Here is a 16,842-nt window from a genome sequence, read left to right as displayed (position 1 = left end):
GCATTGCGTAGTCAAAGTCAGCCATGCCGATCGATTCATCAAAGTTCTTCGACTCCATCCGCGTCAAGCCGCGCGGCAAGCAGCCGGAAGTGAAGCCGCGCGATACCGTGGTCGCTTGCGAGTGGGCCGGGTGTCAGAACAAGGGCGCGCATCGTGCGCCCAAGGGCCGCGATAACCAGCGCGAGTACTGGCACTTCTGCCTGGATCACGTGCGCGAGTACAACCAGAACTACAATTTCTTCTCCGGCATGAACGCCGACGCGGTCGCGCGCTACCAGAAGGATGCGCTGACCGGCCACCGCCCGACCTGGAAGATGGGCGCCAATGGCGGCAAGAAGGGCGCGGAAGCCGAGATCGATATGGCGTCCGATCCGTTCAGCATGTTCAGCGAGATCAACGGTCGCGCCAGCTGGCGGAAGGGCCCCGAAGCGGAGCCCAAGGCCGAGACGCGCAAGGTGATGAACGCCGAGCGCAAGGCGCTCCAGGTCATGGGCCTTGGCCCCAGTGCCACGCTCGCCGACGTCAAGAGCAAGTACAAGGCGCTGGTGAAGCAGCACCACCCCGACGCCAATGGCGGCGACCGCTCCACCGAAGACCGCCTGATCGAGATCATCAAGGCGTATAATTATCTGAAGACGGTGGTACGGGAGGCGTAAGGCTACGCCTCCGGGAAGGACAGTTCGCAAATCAGTCCTTCCGGCCTCCACTGCCGGCTAACGCGTCCCCGCAAAGTCCGGATGATGCCGTCGACGGCGCCAACCCCGAAGCCCTTGCGCGTCGGCGGCTCGTTGACCCGAGGACCGCCGTGCTCCGACCATCGCAGCACGAGAGGCTCTGCCTCAGTGGTCTCCCAGTGAATATTCAGCCTGCCGGACGGGGTCGACAGCGCCCCGTATTTGGCAGCGTTGGTCGCCAGCTCGTGCACGGCGACCGCGATCGATTGGGCGAGCGTGGCCGGCAGACGGATATCGTCACCCGCGATGCGGATGCGTTCGCCGTCTCCGCTTGCGTATGGCCGGAGTTCCTCTTCGACGATCGTCTTCAGACTGGCACCGGTCCAGCGCGACGCCGAGAACAACCTTTGCACGTTGGCAAGCGCGCTGAGTCGGCCTTGAAACGCGGCTTGGAATTCCGCAGCGGTCTCGGCCTTCGTCAGCCGCAGCATCGCCTGGGTCACCGCGAGCAGATTGTTGGAACGATGATCGACCTCGTAGGCGAGGAGCATCATTCGCTGCTCGGCCTGTTTGCGGGCCGTGATGTCGACCAGCATGTTCACCGCGCCAACCAGTCGACCGCGTTCGTCGCGCAGCGGCGTCGGATAGGGCATGAAGCAGATCCGGGAGCCGTCCGGCCGTTCGGCCACAGCCTCGACATCGCGGATCGGCCGGTTCTGCTTCAGCGCGACGGCCATGGGGCACTCATCGTGGGCGAGCGGCGTGCCGTCGGGCAGATAGAGCTTCCATGTCACGCACCACATCTCGCCAATCTTTGGCGTGCGTCCGGCAAAATCGATGCAGGCTTGATTGAAGAAGGTGATGCGGCCCTCTGCGTCGGTCGTGTAGATCGCGGCCGGCAGCGCCTGGAGCAAATCCTGGAATCGCCTCTCGGAATCCGCGCCGGCAGTGCCCCTGCTCGCTGCCTGCCTGGCGATCTCCCCGATCCTGGCCTCGTCAGATTGTCCAAGCAAGTCCAGCATTGCGTTCCTCAACGGGGCCAGATCATGCAATTCGCTGCAGGCAAATACGTTCCATGGGCTAATCGGGGACGTGCAGATCCTCCTTAACGCAAAGATAGTTCAGGACTTCGCCTGCAACGACTGTGTCGCAGGATGGGCAAAGCGACTTGTCCGCCGTAGCTCGAAGAGCGAAGGCGGAAGCGTGCCCACCACTTCTGTTGCCGTTTCGGATCGGTGGTGGGCACAGCGCAAGCGCGCCTTTGCCCACCCTACGATTCTTGCTGATGCCCTCTCCCGCAAGGGGAGAGGGCACAGTAACCGCTCCACTCCTATTACTTCATCACGCCTCCGGCATCGCCCCCACATAGGACGAACTCGGGCGGATCAATCTTCCGGTCCGCTGCTGCTCGCGCGCATGCGCGGTCCATCCCGCGGCGCGAGCCATCGCGAAGACCGGCGTGAACGCCTGGCGCGGGATCGCCAGCGCGTCGAGCAGGATCGCCGTGAAGAACTCGACATTGGTCTCCAGCGGCCGGTCCGGATTCTTCTTGCGCAGCGCGCTGCGGATATAGGCTTCGACCTCGCCGGCAAAGGGCAGGTCGGCGCCGTCTGCCGACAGCCGCTCGATCGCGCTCTTGAGCACGTCGGCGCGCGGGTCGCGCACGCGATAGACGCGATGGCCAAAGCCCATCAGCCGCTCGCCGCGAGCCAGTGCCGCGTCCACCCATGGCTTGATCCGATCGCTCGAGCCGATCGCATCTAACATCTCCAGCACCGGCTCCGGCGCGCCGCCATGCAGCGGGCCGGTCAGTGCGCAATAGCCGGCGGTGACGGCGGCAAACAGATCGGCTTGCGTCGAGGCCACCACGCGCGTGGTGAAGGTCGAGGCGTTCATGCCGTGATCGCAGACCGTGACGAAATAGGCATCGAGGGCCGCGACCTCGCGCGGCTCCGGCGCGGCGCCACGCAACATCTGCAGCGTGTCGGCGGCATGGCTCGCATTCGGATCGGGCGCGACCGGCTCCAGCCCCTTGGCGCGTCGGACCAGCGCGCCTGCGATCACCGGAAACGCGCCGACGATCGTCGCCTCATGCTCCAGCCCGTTCTCCGCGCGAAGCCCCGCGACCGCCGCGCGAAACCCGTCGACGATGCCCATGCCGCGCGTCGCCGGCAGCAGGTCCGGCAGGCGCGCGAAGGCGCGCTCGCGCGCCGCGCCCAGGCTGGCCCGCACGTTGGCTTCGCTCAAGCCGGTCTTGCCGGCGCCGTTCCAGAGCCGGGCGGTGACGCCCTCGAAGCTCGACTGGCTCGCCAGCCGGCCGACATGCTCCCCGGCAATGATCAACTCGCCGCGCTCGCCGTCGACATGGCTCAGCACGGTCTCGGCCGCGGGAACGCCGTCCAGCCCGATCTGGCTTTTGGTGAGGTGGATGTTCATGGCCCAATCTCCTGTTCACGGAAGACACAAGGTCAGGCCTATCGACACATTGATCAATCTTGATTACATCAATCAATATGAAAAATACGGCGCTCTATCTGTCTGCCCAGGAGGCCGCGGCCGAGCTCGCGATCTCGCCGGCCACGCTCTACGCCTATGTCAGCCGCGGCCTGATCCGCTCCGAGCCGACGCCGGACTCGCGGAAGAACCGTTACCGTGCCGAGGATGTCCGTGCGCTCAAGGAGCGCCGCGTGCCGTCCCCGGAGCCGCGGGGCTTACGCAGCTTCGACGCCGATCTGCCAGTCATGGACACGGAGATCTCGACCATCACCGAGGAGGGCGCGATCTATCGCGGCGTCAACTGCGTCGATCTTTCCGAGAGCGGCACGCTGGAGCACGCGGCGACATTGCTGTGGGACGTCTCCGGGGTCGATCCGTTCGATCAGGACAATCAACCTGAGGTATCCGAGGAGATGCGCGCGATCGGGCAAGCCGCACGCCGGGCGGCGCCGATCGACCGCGCCATAGCCGTGCTGGCGCTGGCCGCGAGTGCCGATCCCCGCGCCTTCACCCGCGCGCCCGATGGCCGCGCGCTGGTCGGCGCGCGCATCGTTCGTCTGCTGGTGGCGACCATGCTCAATGCCGAGCCCTCGGCTGCGCCGCTGCATGAGGAAATCGCGCAGGCCTGGGCGGCGGACAACAAGCACGCGCCCGATCTGATCCGCCGCGCCCTCGTTCTGCTCGCCGATCACGAGCTGAACGCTTCGACCTTCACCGCACGCTGCGCGGCCTCGACCGGCCTCAACCTCTATGATGCCGTGATCGCGGGTCTCGCCGCGTTGAAAGGGCCGCAGCATGGCGGCGCCGGCGTGCTGGCCTCGCAGCTCGTCAAGACGCTGATCGATCGCGACGTCGCCCCGATGGTGCGCGAGCGTGTCGCGCTTGGCGAGCGTTTTGCCGGCTTCGGCCATGGCGTCTACAAGCGCGGCGATCCCCGCGCGCAATCGTTGCTCAATGCACTCTCGCGCGCCGGCGCGCCGCGCAAATTCACCCGCGAGGTACCGGAGCGCATCGCGGAAGCGACCGGCGAATTCGTCAACATCGACTATGCGCTCGCCGTGCTCGTGCACGCGCTGCGCCTGCCCGCTGGCAGCGAGCTCGCTCTGTTCGCGATGGCCCGCAGCGTCGGCTGGATCGCGCATGCGAGCGAGCAATTGCAGTTCGGCAAGCTGATCAGGCCGCGGGCGAGGTATGTCGGACCGGCGCCGGGGCGGAGGGCGGGGGCTGGTTCTTAACCTCTCCCGCTTGCGGGAGAGGTCGGCGCGGAGCGCCGGGTGAGGGCTCTCTCTTCTTAGGGGTCCTCGATTGTGGATGCACCCTCTCCCCAACCCTCCCCCGCAAGCGGGGGAGGGAGCGCACCTCCATCGCATCAGGCAACAGAGCTAATCAGGCCCGCGGCTTCGCCGTCGCGACACCGCCGCCATTCCGTCGGCGATAGATCCAGACCCCCACGGCCAGCACGATCGTCACGCCAACAACCGTCAAAATCCAGATGTGCTTGCCGACATGCCCGTGATGATGCAGCCCGGCATATTCGTGCAGTGCCGACACGGCCAGCACGCCGGGCAGCACATGGGCCGGCGCCCAAACCAGGATCGCCGGGATGTTCACCGCGTAGAACCTTGCGGGCGCCATGCCGAGCGCGCCGGCGGTAACAGGCACGAAGGCGCGGATCGGCGGTACGAAGCGGGCGAAGAATACGGCCCAGGTGCCGAAGCGGTGGAAGAAATTCTCGCTCTGCTCGACCACGCGCGGATAGTTGGTCAGCGGCCAGGTGGTGAGGATCTCGCGCTGCTGCCGGTGCCCGATCCAATAGGCCGAGCCGTCTCCGAGCACGGCGCCAAGCGCAGCGGCGAGCAGCACCCATGGCAGCGCCAGCTCGCCGCCCGGGACCAGGGCGCTCAGCGCCAGGATGATGGTGGAGCCCGGGATCACCGATCCCACCACCGGAACGGCTTCGAGCAGCGCCGCCAGGAACAGGGTCAGGTAGGCCAGCCACGCATGGGCCGAGACGAACGAAATGAGGGGATCGAGGAAGGACGTCACGTCGTCTCTGCGGCGGGTTGGGGCTTTCAGGTTCAGACCCTACATAAGTAAGGAGCGGCGGTAAAAGTGCCATTTGTGTAGGCAGGCCGGCCGTCCCGCTCGAAATTCGAGCGTGATTCGCAAGGCAGCCCTCCAAAAACTGCGTTCCTTGCCTATCTAAATGAAAAGACAACGGAACTTTGATTGGGGAGCGGGCTTCTGCCCGCACGTTGTCTCTGATAGGTTCGCGACCGCACCCAGCCGCAGCCAACGTGCAAATAACTGGTCTCGGGACCGCCCGGGGCCTCGGAGGATTGATGACGACCGCCGCCCTGTCCAAAGTTGAGGAAGTTTCCGGTCTGCCCGACATGAAGGTGTCGGTGCGCCAGGTGTTCGGGATCGACAGCGATCTCGAAGTCCCGGCCTATTCCGAAGTCGATCCTCATGTGCCCGAAGTCGATTCCGACTACCGCTTCGACCGCGCCACCACGCTCGCCATTCTCGCCGGCTTCGCCCGCAACCGCCGCGTGATGGTGACCGGCTATCACGGCACCGGCAAATCCACCCATATCGAGCAGGTCGCCGCGCGCCTGAACTGGCCCTGCGTGCGCGTCAACCTCGACAGCCACATCAGCCGTATCGACCTCGTCGGCAAGGACTCCATCGTGGTCCGCGACGGCAAGCAGGTCACCGAATTCCGCGACGGCATCCTGCCCTGGGCGCTGCAGAACAACGTCGCGCTGGTGTTCGACGAATACGACGCCGGCCGCCCGGACGTGATGTTCGTGATCCAGCGCGTGCTGGAAGTCTCCGGACGCCTGACGCTGCTCGACCAGAACAAGGTGATCAAGCCGCATCCGGCGTTCCGTATGTTCTCGACCGCCAACACCGTCGGCCTCGGCGACACCTCCGGCCTCTATCACGGCACCCAGCAGATCAACCAGGGCCAGATGGACCGCTGGTCGATCGTCACCACGCTGAACTATCTCAGCCATGACGAGGAAGTGGAGATCGTGCTGGCCAAGGCCAAGCACTATCGCACCCAGGAGGGCCGCGACATCGTCAACAAGATGGTGCGCCTTGCCGATCTCACCCGCAACGCCTTTGCCAACGGCGATCTGTCGACGGTGATGAGCCCGCGCACGGTGATCACCTGGGCCGAGAACGCCGACATTTTTGGCGATATCGGATTTGCGTTCCGGGTCACCTTCCTCAACAAGTGCGACGAGCTCGAGCGTCCGCTGGTCGCCGAGTTCTACCAGCGCTGCTTCAACGCGGAGCTGCCGGAATCGGCAGTCAACGTGGCGCTCAGCTGATTTCTCTCGGTGTGTCGTCCCGGCCTTCGCCGGGGCGACGGATCAAGGTGACATGACCACCTCCAATTCCAAATTCCGCAATACCAAGGAAGCGCCGACCGAGCCGTTCAAGCGCTCGGTGGCCTCCTGCCTGAAGGCGATCGCCAAGTCGCCGGAGCTCGACGTCTCCTTCGCGGCCGAGCGGCCCGGCCTTGCGCCCGGCAAGGCGCGGCTGCCCGAGCCGGCGCGCAAGATGACCAAGCGCGATGCGGCGATCGTGCGCGGCCACGCCGATTCCATCGCGCTCAAGATCGCCTGTCACGATGCCAAGCTGCATCGCAAGCTGATGCCGGGCAATCCCCAGGCGCGCGGCGTGTTCGAGGCGGTGGAGCAGGCGCGGGTCGAGGCGATCGGCGCGCGCCGCATGGCGGGCGTTGCGAAAAACCTCACCGCGATGCTCGACGACCATTTCCATCGCGGCAAGTTCGACGAGATCACCGACCGCGCCGACGCTCCCTTGGCGGACGCGCTGGCGATGCTGGTGCGCGAGCGCCTGACCGGCATGGCGCCGCCGACTGCCGCGAAGAAGGTGGTCGATCTCTGGCGTCCGATTCTCGAAGACAAGATCGGCAAGCGGCTCGACCGGCTCGATACCCTCGTCGAGGACCAGACCCGGTTCGGCGATGCCGTGCATGATCTGTTGACCGCGCTCGAGCTCGGCGACGAGCGCAACGCCGATAGCGAAGACGATGACGACAACGACGAGAACCAGGACGGCGACAACGACCAGTCCGGCGCGGAAGGCTCGCCGGATTCCGACGCCGCGCAGGAGATGAGCGCCGACCAGGCGCAGGCGACCAGCGAGGAGATGAGCGAGAGCGCGATGGAAAGCGCGCAGGCCTCCACCTCCGACACCTTCGACGACGGCGAGCTCGGCGACGACGAGACGCCGGGCGAGGCGACGCGTCCGAACTCGCACGGCAAGAACGAGCCGCGCGGGCCGGAATATCACGCCTTCGCGCCGAAATTCGACGAGATCATCGCGGCCGAAGACCTCTGCGACCATGACGAGCTGGAGCGCCTGCGCGCCTATCTCGACAAGCAGCTCGCCCATCTGCAAGGCATCGTCGCCCGTCTCGCCAACCGCCTGCAGCGCCGGCTGATGGCGCAGCAGAACCGCGCGTGGGAGTTCGATCTCGAAGAGGGTATCCTCGATCCCGCGCGGCTGTCGCGCGTCGTCACCGATCCCTATCATCCGCTGTCCTTCATGCACGAGAAGGAGGCGACGTTCCGCGACACCGTGGTGACGCTGCTGCTCGACAATTCCGGCTCGATGCGCGGCCGCCCGATCACGGTTGCCGCGACCTGCGCCGACATTCTCGCCCGTACGCTGGAGCGTTGCGGCGTCAAGGTCGAGATTTTGGGCTTCACCACGCGCGCCTGGAAGGGCGGGCAATCGCGTGAGGCGTGGCTTGCCGCCGGCAAGCCGGCCAATCCCGGCCGCCTCAACGATCTCCGCCACATCATCTACAAATCCGCCGACGCCCCCTGGCGCCGTGCGCGGAAGAATCTCGGGCTGATGATGCGCGAGGGTCTGCTCAAGGAGAACATCGACGGCGAGGCGCTCGACTGGGCGCACAAGCGCCTCTTGGGCCGGGCCGAGCAGCGCAAGATCCTGATGATGATCTCGGACGGTGCGCCGGTCGACGATTCCACGCTGTCGGTCAATCCCGGCAACTATCTCGAGCGGCACCTGCGCCACATCATCGAGGAGATCGAGACCCGCTCGCCGGTCGAGCTGATCGCGATCGGCATCGGCCATGACGTGACGCGCTATTATCGCCGCGCGGTGACGATCGTGGACGCCGAGGAGCTTGGCGGCGCCATCACCGAGAAGCTCGCCGAACTCTTCAGCGAGACCAACACTGCACCAACCCAGCCGGCCGGTCGCCCGCGACGCAAATTGCATTCGTGAGCACGCATCAATCCCGCCGCAGCTTCCTCGGTCATGCGGCGGCGGGATTTTCCACTCTCGCAGCCTCTCGCTTCGCGCAGGCGCAAGCCGCCGTCGAGCCGCCGCCGCGTGCGCTTCAGATCGAGTGCGCCGTCTCCGAGCCTGTGAGCATCGAGGTCAACGCGCGCGCCATTCCCAATTTCGAGCCGCGTGACCGTACGCGCACGCGCTTCGGCTCGCTGGACTATCGCAGCGGCCTGGTGCTGACCTCGCCCTATCGCGGCTTTGGCGGATTGTCCGGCATCCGGCTGGATACCAAGGGCGAGCGCTTCCTCGCGGTCTCCGACCAGGGCGGCTGGTTCACCGGCCGCATCCGCTACGCCAGTGGCAAGATGACCGGCCTCGACGACGTCGAGGCCGCGCCGCTGTTAGGTGCGGAGGGGCGGCCGATCACGGAAAAGCGCCTGTGGTGGGATTCGGAATCGATCGCGCGCGACGGCAATTTCGTCTATGTCGGGCTTGAGCGCGTCAACCAGATCCTGCGCTACGATTTTTCCAAAGGCGGCACGGCCGCGCGCGGCGAGGCGATCCCCGTGCCGGCGGGCGTGCGCAAGCTGCCCTCCAACAAGGGGCTGGAGGCGCTGGTCGTCGTGCCCAAGGGCAAAGACCAGAACATGCCGCTCGCCGGCACCTTGATCGCCTTCTCCGAGCGCGGGCTGGACGCGGACGGCAACCTCACGGCCTTCCTGATCGGCGGCCCGTCGCCCGGCCAGTTCAGCGTGCGCCGCATCGAGAAGTACGACATCAGCGATGCCGTGCTGCTGCCCTCCGGCGAGCTTCTGATCCTCGAGCGCAAATTCTCCTGGTTCACCGGCGTCAACATCCGCATCCGCTCGATCCCCCTGAAGTCGATCGCGCCGGGCGCGCTGGTCGACGGTCCCGCGCTGTTCGTCGCCGATCTCGGCCACGAGATCGACAACATGGAAGGCATCGACGCCCACGTCACGCCCGACGGTGAGACCGTGCTGACGCTGGTGTCGGATGATAATTTCTCGATGCTGCAGCGGACCTTGTTGCTGCAATTCACGCTGGCGGAGTAGCCCCGCTGTCGTCCCGGGGCGCGACGACGTCGCGAGCCCCGGGACGACATCGGAGTTTGTGCTGCGACCTTCCACCAAACCCACGCCGCAATGCATCCCACCGCTAGCCCCCATTCGCGCCACGCAACTAGCAATCCGCGTCTCCCTGACTACACTCCTATCACCCTCTCATCCCCCGGAACTCCCCGCATGTCCGTCCTGTTTTCCCCGATCAAGCTGCGCGGCCTGACGCTACCGAACCGCCTCGTGGTGTCGCCGATGTGCCAATATTCGGCCGACGACGGCGTCGCCAATGACTGGCACTTCACCCACATCAACAATCTCAGCCTGTCGGGCGCGGCGATGTTCTGCATCGAGGCGACCCATGTCGAGGCGATCGGCCGCATCACGCCGGGCTGTCTCGGGCTCTATAGCGATGCCTGCGAGGCCGCGCTGAAGCAGATCCTCGCCTCGGTGCGCAAGCATTCCTCCACCGCGATCGCGATGCAGCTCGCCCATGCCGGCCGGAAAGCGAGCAGCGCGCGGCCCTGGGACGGCGGCCAGTTGATTCCGGAAGGGCAGGGCGGCTGGCAGACGGTGGCGCCGTCGGCGCTGCCGCACAAGGAGGGCGAGAGCGCGCCGCTCGCGCTCGACGCGAGCGGCCTCAAGCGCATCCGCGAGGCCTTCGTCGACAGCGCAAAGCGCGCGGAGCGCATCGGCATCGACGCCATCGAGCTGCATGGCGCGCACGGTTATCTCCTGCATCAGTTCCTGTCGCCGATCTCCAACCGGCGCACCGACGAATATGGCGGGAGCCTAGAGAACCGTATGCGTTTCCCGCTCGAGATCTTTGACGCCGTGCGCGCCGTCTTCCCGCACGACAAGCCGGTGGGCATGCGGGTGTCGTCGACCGACTGGGTCGAGGGCGGTTGGGATCTGGCCCAGACCATCGCATTCGCCAAGGCGTTGAAGGCGCGCGGCGTCGACTGGATCGATGCTTCCTCCGGCGGCGTCTCGCCGCTGCAGAAGATCCCGCTCGGCCCCGGCTATCAGGTGCAGTTCGCCGACGCCATCAAGCGCGAGACCGGCTTGCCGACGATGGCGGTCGGCCTGATCACCGAGGCCAGGCAGGCGGAAGAGATCGTCGCATCCGGCAAGGCCGACATGGTCGCGCTTGCCCGCGGCATGCTCTACGACCCGCGCTGGGCTTGGCACGCCGCCGCCGCGCTCGGCGGCGAGGTCCAGGCACCACCGCAATATTGGCGCTCGCAGCCGTCGACGCAGAAGGCGCTGTTCGGCAAGACCACGTTCGGAGCGCGGTAGCTTCTTCACCTCTCCCGCTTGCGGGGAGATCGAATTCGGGTGAGGCGGTACAGGGGTGGCTAAAATCTCACGTGTTGAGAGAAGCCCCTCACCCCAACCCGCTCAGCGCGAGCGAAGCTCGTCGCGGCCCCGTAAGAACGGGGAGAGGGAGTCAACCCGCCTCACCCCTCACGCATCCGTAACTCTCCCCAGCTTCCACCCCCCGCAAAACTGGCCTAACCTCTGTCCCCCCAACTCCGCAAACGGAGGCCCGCCATGCGTTTTCGTGTTCGCAAAACGGCTCACATCTTCGAGCGCGTCGGCCTTGCGATGGCGGGCGCCGCGTGCGGGCTGTTCGTCGGCGCTTATGTCGGATCGGCGATCCCGCAACTCACCACGCAGGGCTTCCTGCTGCTGATGATGATGCTCGGCTTCGTCGGCTTCTATCTTGGCATCGACACGCCGCAAATGCCGTTCGACGATGCGCACAGCCGGATCGACGCCGCGGAATTGATGAGCTCCGCCGGCACGCTTTGCGCCACGCTCACCGCCTTCGTCTCGGTCCTCGTCATCGTGCTCAGGGGCGATCCGCACATGGGCTGGACCTGGCTCGTCCTCTTCGGCTGGATCGCGGGCGTCGCCATGCAGACCGTCGCCGGCGCAAAGGCCAGGATGCGGAAGTAGGCTTTTCACCCTCCCCTGGAGGGTAGGGTAAGCTCGCTCTTCTCTCTAAAACACCACGCCCACCCGCGTGCCGCGCTTCCAGGCGATGCGGCAGCGCTTCTTGGTGTTGACGTGCAACAGCTCGAATCTGTCGGGGATGTTCACCTGGCCGCCGAGATCGACGCAGGCCCCGCCGGGCGAATAGTCGATCAGCGTGCAGGTGATGACCGGCGCGCGCGCGTCGGTGATGATCTTGGCCTGGCGGGACACCAGCCCCGCCGGTTTCACGCGGGCATATTTGCGCGGATACATTGGCACTCTCCTCCAATGCCGCAGGTATCGCGGCGGATGATCTGTCCCAATGATGGGCAGCAGATCATGCGATCCGACTAAAGCGGGCCGAAGAATTTTAATGAAAAGTAGCAGCGAAGGCAGAAAGCGGCGGTAGCGGGGTGGGGCACCACCCTCCAGGGGAGGGGAAGAGAGCGCGCTGCCCATCACCCCGTCACGATCTCCTCCGCCTCAGCCTCGGCGCCGGCATGCGGCCCCACCGGCATCGGCACCGTCACATACTCCTTCGGCATGTTCACAGGCCGGTACTCCGGCTCCACCGCCATCCGCTTCAGCACGCTTTCATGCACATGCGCGCCTTCGGGGATGAGGCGCGGCTCGCAATCGGGGATGTAGAAGCCGAAAAATACCTTCCGCTCCGGCCATTCCCGGTACTTTGCGCTCTTCGGCAGATATTCCAGCAGACGCCAGCCCGCCGTCATCGAATCGTGCAGCACGCCCGTCTTCCCGGTGTAGGCCGGCGCGACATATTGGAACGGCGAGTTCTTGCGCTGGATGCCCCAGGCGAGCTGCTTCACGGTCGCCGGGTTGAAGTTCAGCCCCGCCTTCTCCGCCTCCGCGATCATCCAGAGCAGCGGATATTTGGAGTCCCCGCTCTCCGCCTCCGGATAGCCGCCGCCGACATCGCTGTGCACGCCGGCGAACCACACCTGCAGAATGTCCTGCGGCACCTTCTTCTCGTCGGGCACGTAGCGGTTGCTCCAGAACTCCTGCGGCTCCCGGTATTGTTTCAGGCGGAACATGCAGCGCTGCTCGTCGATCGCGATCGCCTGCCGGAAGGTCCTGACGCTCGGGTTGCGCAGCGTGAAGGCGAGCTCCTCCAGGCTGAACAGGAAGAAGAAATTATCGCGCCGCGGCACGATCACGCTCGCTACACTGTCCCACACGCCGATGAAATGGATGGTCGGCCAGCGCGTCGAGGTGATGCGCGCGAACTGGGCGGCGAGATCGAATTCGTCCTTCGGCAGCGGCCCGCTCTCGTCGAAGGCGACGTCCTTGAGGTCCTCGATGTCGTTGCCGCGCCCGGTGCCGGAATATTGCTTGTAGGCGACGAGGCCCGAGCCGGCGAGGTTCGCCTGCTCCGGCGAGATCAGGCCGACCTTGTGGATCAGCCCCGCCAGCACGCGCACCGTGTAAGCCCCGCGCGAAAAACCGAACAGGTAGATCTTGTCGCCGGGCGCGTAATGCTGAACCAGGAAGCAATAGGCCGAGAGCACGTTGTCATCGAGCCCGTAGCCGGTGGCGAGCCCCAGCACCATATTGAAATTGGCCTTGAGCCGGTGCCACGTCGTCGGCTCCGTCACCGTGCCGACCCCGGGATCGTAAAACACCATCTGCCGCGGGTGCGTCCTGTCGGTCTTGCGCAGGCAGCGATAGAGCTTCAGGACGTTGGAGATGTTCTCCGAGATCTCGTTGCCGGTGCCGTCACAGCAGATGACGAGGTTTTTCGGCTCGGGCTTGCGGTCGGTTGTGGCTGCGTGCTCCATGGGATGCGCCTCCGGGTGATGCTACCGGGGCGAGTATAGCGGAAAAGCGCGACGGGGAGGAGACGATGGCGAGGGTTGGACGCGTGGTCGCGCCACAAACTCGTCATGCCCGGGCTTGTCCCGGGCATCCACGTTCTTGCTTCCGCACGGAGAGCGTGGATGGCCGGGACAAGCCCGGCCATGACGGAATCCGTCGACGCCGCGAGCGCTCTTGCTTTTTCCCTTTACTTCTTCTTCCCCGGCCCGAAATCCGGCTGCCAGGCCGGCTCCTTGCGGCTCGGGGCCGCGGCGATCGCCTTGATCTTGTCTTTCTTCGGTTTCTTGGTCTCGCGATTGCTGCGTTGCTGTCCCTTGGCCATGACGTCCGTCTCCTCTGGGGTTCGAATGCGTCCGATTGCAAGATTGGCGCTGCATGATGCGCAGGTCGCGGCGAAAGGGCACGCGGTGCCGCGCACACGAGACGCGGAAGATGCAGCGCAAAATCGACCTGCGGCAATTGCGTGAGTTGCGCTGACGCGATCTAGCGTACGCCTGCGCCACGCCGATAGCGAGGACTAAAACGCCGCGTGGGAGCGCGCGCTGCTTGCTGCCTCGGGGACCCATAACCATCGAAGTGAGTTGTTTCGGATGGCTTGTGCCACAGCATGCTTCGGCAATGCCGCCCGGGGGATGGGTACTCGGCCCCCGTGCGCAGTTGCGCGCCCAGGCCGGGACGGCGGTGGGGCTGATTTGCGCGCAGCAAAGGAGTAACCCCATGACGCTCACCGGCGGCCGCTTTGTCGGCCACGAACAGGACCGGGGGATCGTCCAGTTCTCGATGCAGGACGGCTCCAAGGAGATCGCCTGCGCGATCTCGACCTCCGCGATGGACGACCTTGAACGCGGCCCGCGCGCGCGGCCGAGCGAGCGCGAAGAGCAGTTCATGCGCCTGCGCGAGCGCATCGAAGCCTGCGCCGGACGCAAATATCAGGCAGCGGAGTTCGAGGGCACCCCGCCGGGTATCGTGCTGCGGAGCATTGATTTTCGGGGGTAGGGGAGGCGACGGTTCGCACCGCCAGCGTGCGCAGGCTTCGCGCATTTTCGAATCGCTCCGCAGGCCCCGTTGCCGCCTCAGCTGTTGATATTAACCATCCGTTAACCATGCGGTCGCCTAATGTGGAGGATGGGGGGATCACCATGTCGGCCCATGTGACGCGACCGAAATTGATGCCAGCCGATGCTGCCTTGCATCTGCTTGGCGGGCTCGCGGTTCGCGCCAAGGCCTTCATACAGGCCAAAACGGCTGTCCTACGGAGCAATGCCATGTTCGGAAAGGACGACTTAGTGGACCATCTCAGTCGCGACCTCGATCGTGCGCGCGGACGACGCGATGCTCTTGCATCCGAAGCTGCGACCCTGACGGCTCAGATCGCCGAAATCGAAACCCGCCTTTCGGAAGAGAAGAACAGGCGGGAGCGTGATCGCGTCCTGGGCGAAATCGAAGCGATCAAAACCCGGATCAAGCAGGCCGGGAGCGCGTTTGCACCTGTTGTCGATGGTCTCTGCAAGGCGATCGAGCAGGCTGCGGCAGTTGTGCCCGAGGCCCGCGAGCTCAATAGCTTCCTGGTCTCGGTCGCGGCCGAAATCGACAACGTCATCGATCCCCTGGTGCGCGAACTGGATCAGCGCGCGGATGCGGTGCGAATAGGCCACGCTGCACCTGATATCCCGGGTTCGGTCAATGATGCGGCCATCGTACCGCCCGTGGAACCGCCAAAAGACAACAACGATCGGCTGCTTCGCTTCCCGGCATGGCTGTCTCGCGACAAGGAGCCGGAAAAAAAGGAAACAGCGGAGAGCACGCGCAGCACGGCAGCGTGACGCATCGGCGCGCCGCGCAGCTTAGAAAGCTCGTCTGCAGTCCGAAGTTCGGAGCGGGCCGGTTCCATCGGAGCGTTGCTCCTGCCACAAGGAGCGTTGCTCCTGCCGCAATCTCTGCCGTCGTCCCGGCCTAGTGCGCAATTGCGCACGGGGGGCCGGGACCCATACCAACAGGGAGTAGTTTGGCGAAGACTCGTGGTTAGCAACTTCGCGCCATAACCGCTCTCTGGGGTTATGGGTCCCGGCGTTCGCCGGGACGACAGCTTTGTTGTTGTCGCAGCGAGTATCCAAGCAGCGCGATGACGATTCGTCGACCTCACCGTCCTTTGGAGCCGCCTGGCAGCGGTCCATTTCCGGCCTTGCAGGCCAGCAACTCCCACCCTTGCGGTCAGCTCAGTTGGCGGCGCGGCGCAGGAAGGCCGGGATATCGAGAATGCTTTCGTCGGTCGCGTTGCGCGGAGATGAGCGGCCGTAGGGATCGAGCGGCTGGGGAGCTGCCTGGCGCGCATATTCCAGATCCGGCCTTGCCGGCTGCCCCGCCAGCCGGCCGGCCTCGGAGCGGAGCGGCGGGCTTGCCACCTGCGGAAGCGGTGCACCGCGCTCGATGCGATCGGCGATGCGGCGGCTGTCGTTGCGTAAGCGGCCGGCGAGCTGCGAGAGTGCGGTTTCCACCGGCGCCGCCAGCTGCGCCGGGTCGACATTGTCGATCCCGGTCGCCACCACCGAGACGCGGACGATGCCTTCGAGGCTTTCGTCAAACGACGCGCCGACGATGATGTTGGCGTCCGGGTCGGCCTCGTCGCGAATGCGGGTGGCGGCTTCGTCGACTTCGAACAGCATGAGATCCCTGCCGCCGGTGATGGAGATGATGAGGCCGCTGGCGCGCTTGATCGAGGGGTTCTCGATCAATGGATTGGAGATTGCGGCCACGGCGGCGGCGAGCACGCGTTTCTCGCCGGAAGCCTCGCCCCGTCCCATCATCGCCTTGCCCTTCTCCCGCATCACGCAGAGAACGTCGGCAAAATCGAGATTGATCAGGCCTTCCTTGACGATGAGGTCGCTGATGCAGGCCACGCCCGAATAAAGCACCTGATCGGCAAGGGCAAAGGCATCGGCGAATGTGGTCTTCTCGCTGGCCACCCGGAACAGGTTCTGGTTCGGGATGATCAGCAGGGTGTCGACCGTCTTCAGCAATTCCTCGATGCCGGCTTCGGCAAAGCGCATGCGGCGCTGGCCCTCGAAGTAGAACGGCTTGGTGACCACGCCGATCGTGAGGATGCCGAGCTCGCGCGCTGTCCTGGCGATGATGGGTGCAGCCCCGGTGCCGGTACCGCCGCCCATGCCGGCAGTCACGAACACCATGTGCGCGCCGGTCAGATGGTCGCGGATCGTATCGATGGCCTCCTCGGCCGCGGCGCGTCCCAATTCGGGTTGCGAGCCGGCGCCAAGGCCCGCGGTCACCTGTGTGCCAAGCTGGATGAGGCGCGTCGCTTTCGACATGGCAAGCGCCTGCGCGTCGGTATTGGCGACGACGAAGTCGACCCCCTGCAGCCCGCCCGTGATCATGTTGTTGACGGCATTGCCGCCGGCGCCGCCGACCCCGAATACGACGATGCGCGCCTTCATCTCGTGAATATCGGTCATGCCAGTCATTCT

At 65.5% G+C, this 16,842-nt stretch carries 16 protein-coding genes; 9 read left to right on the top strand and 7 right to left on the bottom strand.

The features are described 5' to 3' along the window. Positions 1–23 precede the first annotated feature (23 nt). Positions 24–656 carry a DnaJ domain-containing protein gene (locus IVA81_RS01410; RefSeq protein ID WP_247311125.1) on the top strand — a complete coding sequence of 211 codons (633 nt, stop codon included), beginning with the start codon at positions 24–26 and terminating at the stop codon, positions 654–656. Between the two features lie 2 nt (positions 657–658). Here IVA81_RS01410 and IVA81_RS01405 read toward each other — a convergent pair whose 3' ends face one another. Both IVA81_RS01405 and IVA81_RS01400 read right to left on the bottom strand, forming a co-directional pair. Then, positions 659–1,696 carry a sensor histidine kinase gene (locus IVA81_RS01405; protein ID WP_247311122.1) on the bottom strand — a complete coding sequence of 346 codons (1,038 nt, stop codon included), beginning with the start codon at positions 1,694–1,696 and terminating at the stop codon, positions 659–661. 319 nt (positions 1,697–2,015) lie between these two features. Further along, complete coding sequence (locus tag IVA81_RS01400; protein ID WP_247311119.1) at positions 2,016–3,110, bottom strand: citrate synthase/methylcitrate synthase; 1,095 nt, start codon at positions 3,108–3,110, stop codon at positions 2,016–2,018. A 77-nt stretch (positions 3,111–3,187) separates the two neighbouring features. Between IVA81_RS01400 and IVA81_RS01395 the strand changes: the two genes are divergently transcribed. Further along, entirely contained in the window at positions 3,188–4,405 is a 1,218-nt protein-coding gene (locus tag IVA81_RS01395; RefSeq protein ID WP_247311116.1) for a citrate synthase family protein, read from the top strand. A 151-nt stretch (positions 4,406–4,556) separates the two neighbouring features. On the opposite strand, the gene IVA81_RS01390 is transcribed toward IVA81_RS01395, so the two are convergent. Further along, positions 4,557–5,216, bottom strand: coding sequence for a DedA family protein (locus IVA81_RS01390; RefSeq protein ID WP_247311114.1), 660 nt, complete (start codon positions 5,214–5,216; stop codon positions 4,557–4,559). Positions 5,217–5,512: 296 nt separating this feature from the next. Here IVA81_RS01390 and cobS point away from each other — a divergent pair, with 296 nt between their 5' ends. The 5 genes from cobS to IVA81_RS01365 all read left to right on the top strand — a co-directional run bounded on the left by cobS (position 5,513) and on the right by IVA81_RS01365 (position 11,509). Further along, the gene (gene cobS / locus IVA81_RS01385) at positions 5,513–6,511 is read left to right on the top strand and encodes a cobaltochelatase subunit CobS (protein ID WP_091966104.1); all 999 of its coding nucleotides are present in this window, start codon (positions 5,513–5,515) and stop codon (positions 6,509–6,511) included. A 52-nt stretch (positions 6,512–6,563) separates the two neighbouring features. After that, complete coding sequence (cobT, locus tag IVA81_RS01380; protein ID WP_247311111.1) at positions 6,564–8,465, top strand: cobaltochelatase subunit CobT; 1,902 nt, start codon at positions 6,564–6,566, stop codon at positions 8,463–8,465. Further along, on the top strand, positions 8,462–9,544 hold the full coding sequence (locus IVA81_RS01375) for an esterase-like activity of phytase family protein (protein WP_247311108.1): 1,083 nt from the start codon (positions 8,462–8,464) through the stop codon (positions 9,542–9,544). The genes cobT and IVA81_RS01375 overlap by 4 nt, the downstream gene beginning before the upstream one ends. A 189-nt stretch (positions 9,545–9,733) precedes the next feature. Then, positions 9,734–10,846 (top strand): NADH:flavin oxidoreductase/NADH oxidase, encoded by a 1,113-nt coding sequence (locus tag IVA81_RS01370; protein ID WP_247311105.1) that lies wholly within the window; start codon positions 9,734–9,736, stop codon positions 10,844–10,846. A gap of 255 nt (positions 10,847–11,101) precedes the next feature. Beyond that, a complete protein-coding gene (locus IVA81_RS01365; protein WP_247311102.1) occupies positions 11,102–11,509 on the top strand; it encodes a hypothetical protein in 408 nt (135 codons plus the stop codon). Positions 11,510–11,554: 45 nt separating this feature from the next. Here IVA81_RS01365 and IVA81_RS01360 read toward each other — a convergent pair whose 3' ends face one another. The 3 genes from IVA81_RS01360 to IVA81_RS40435 all read right to left on the bottom strand — a co-directional run bounded on the left by IVA81_RS01360 (position 11,555) and on the right by IVA81_RS40435 (position 13,685). Next, positions 11,555–11,800, bottom strand: coding sequence for a PilZ domain-containing protein (locus IVA81_RS01360; protein WP_246929249.1), 246 nt, complete (start codon positions 11,798–11,800; stop codon positions 11,555–11,557). Between the two features lie 185 nt (positions 11,801–11,985). Further along, positions 11,986–13,326, bottom strand: a complete 1,341-nt coding sequence (locus tag IVA81_RS01355; protein ID WP_247311099.1) for a DUF2235 domain-containing protein — start codon at positions 13,324–13,326, stop codon at positions 11,986–11,988. 224 nt (positions 13,327–13,550) lie between these two features. Further along, a complete protein-coding gene (locus IVA81_RS40435) occupies positions 13,551–13,685 on the bottom strand; it encodes a hypothetical protein (RefSeq protein ID WP_256469282.1) in 135 nt (44 codons plus the stop codon). A 395-nt stretch (positions 13,686–14,080) separates the two neighbouring features. Between IVA81_RS40435 and IVA81_RS01350 the strand changes: the two genes are divergently transcribed. Further along, on the top strand, positions 14,081–14,359 hold the full coding sequence (locus tag IVA81_RS01350; protein ID WP_247311096.1) for a DUF1488 family protein: 279 nt from the start codon (positions 14,081–14,083) through the stop codon (positions 14,357–14,359). Positions 14,360–14,502: 143 nt separating this feature from the next. Beyond that, on the top strand, positions 14,503–15,186 hold the full coding sequence (locus IVA81_RS01345) for a hypothetical protein (RefSeq protein WP_247311093.1): 684 nt from the start codon (positions 14,503–14,505) through the stop codon (positions 15,184–15,186). Between the two features lie 393 nt (positions 15,187–15,579). On the opposite strand, the gene ftsZ is transcribed toward IVA81_RS01345, so the two are convergent. Continuing rightward, positions 15,580–16,839 (bottom strand): cell division protein FtsZ, encoded by a 1,260-nt coding sequence (gene ftsZ / locus IVA81_RS01340; RefSeq protein ID WP_346659358.1) that lies wholly within the window; start codon positions 16,837–16,839, stop codon positions 15,580–15,582. Positions 16,840–16,842 lie beyond the last annotated feature (3 nt).

Origin of the sequence: Bradyrhizobium sp. 141, assembly GCF_023074055.1 — a bacterium.
Lineage (GTDB): Bacteria > Pseudomonadota > Alphaproteobacteria > Rhizobiales > Xanthobacteraceae > Bradyrhizobium.
This window is presented reverse-complemented; position numbering and strand designations above follow the sequence as displayed.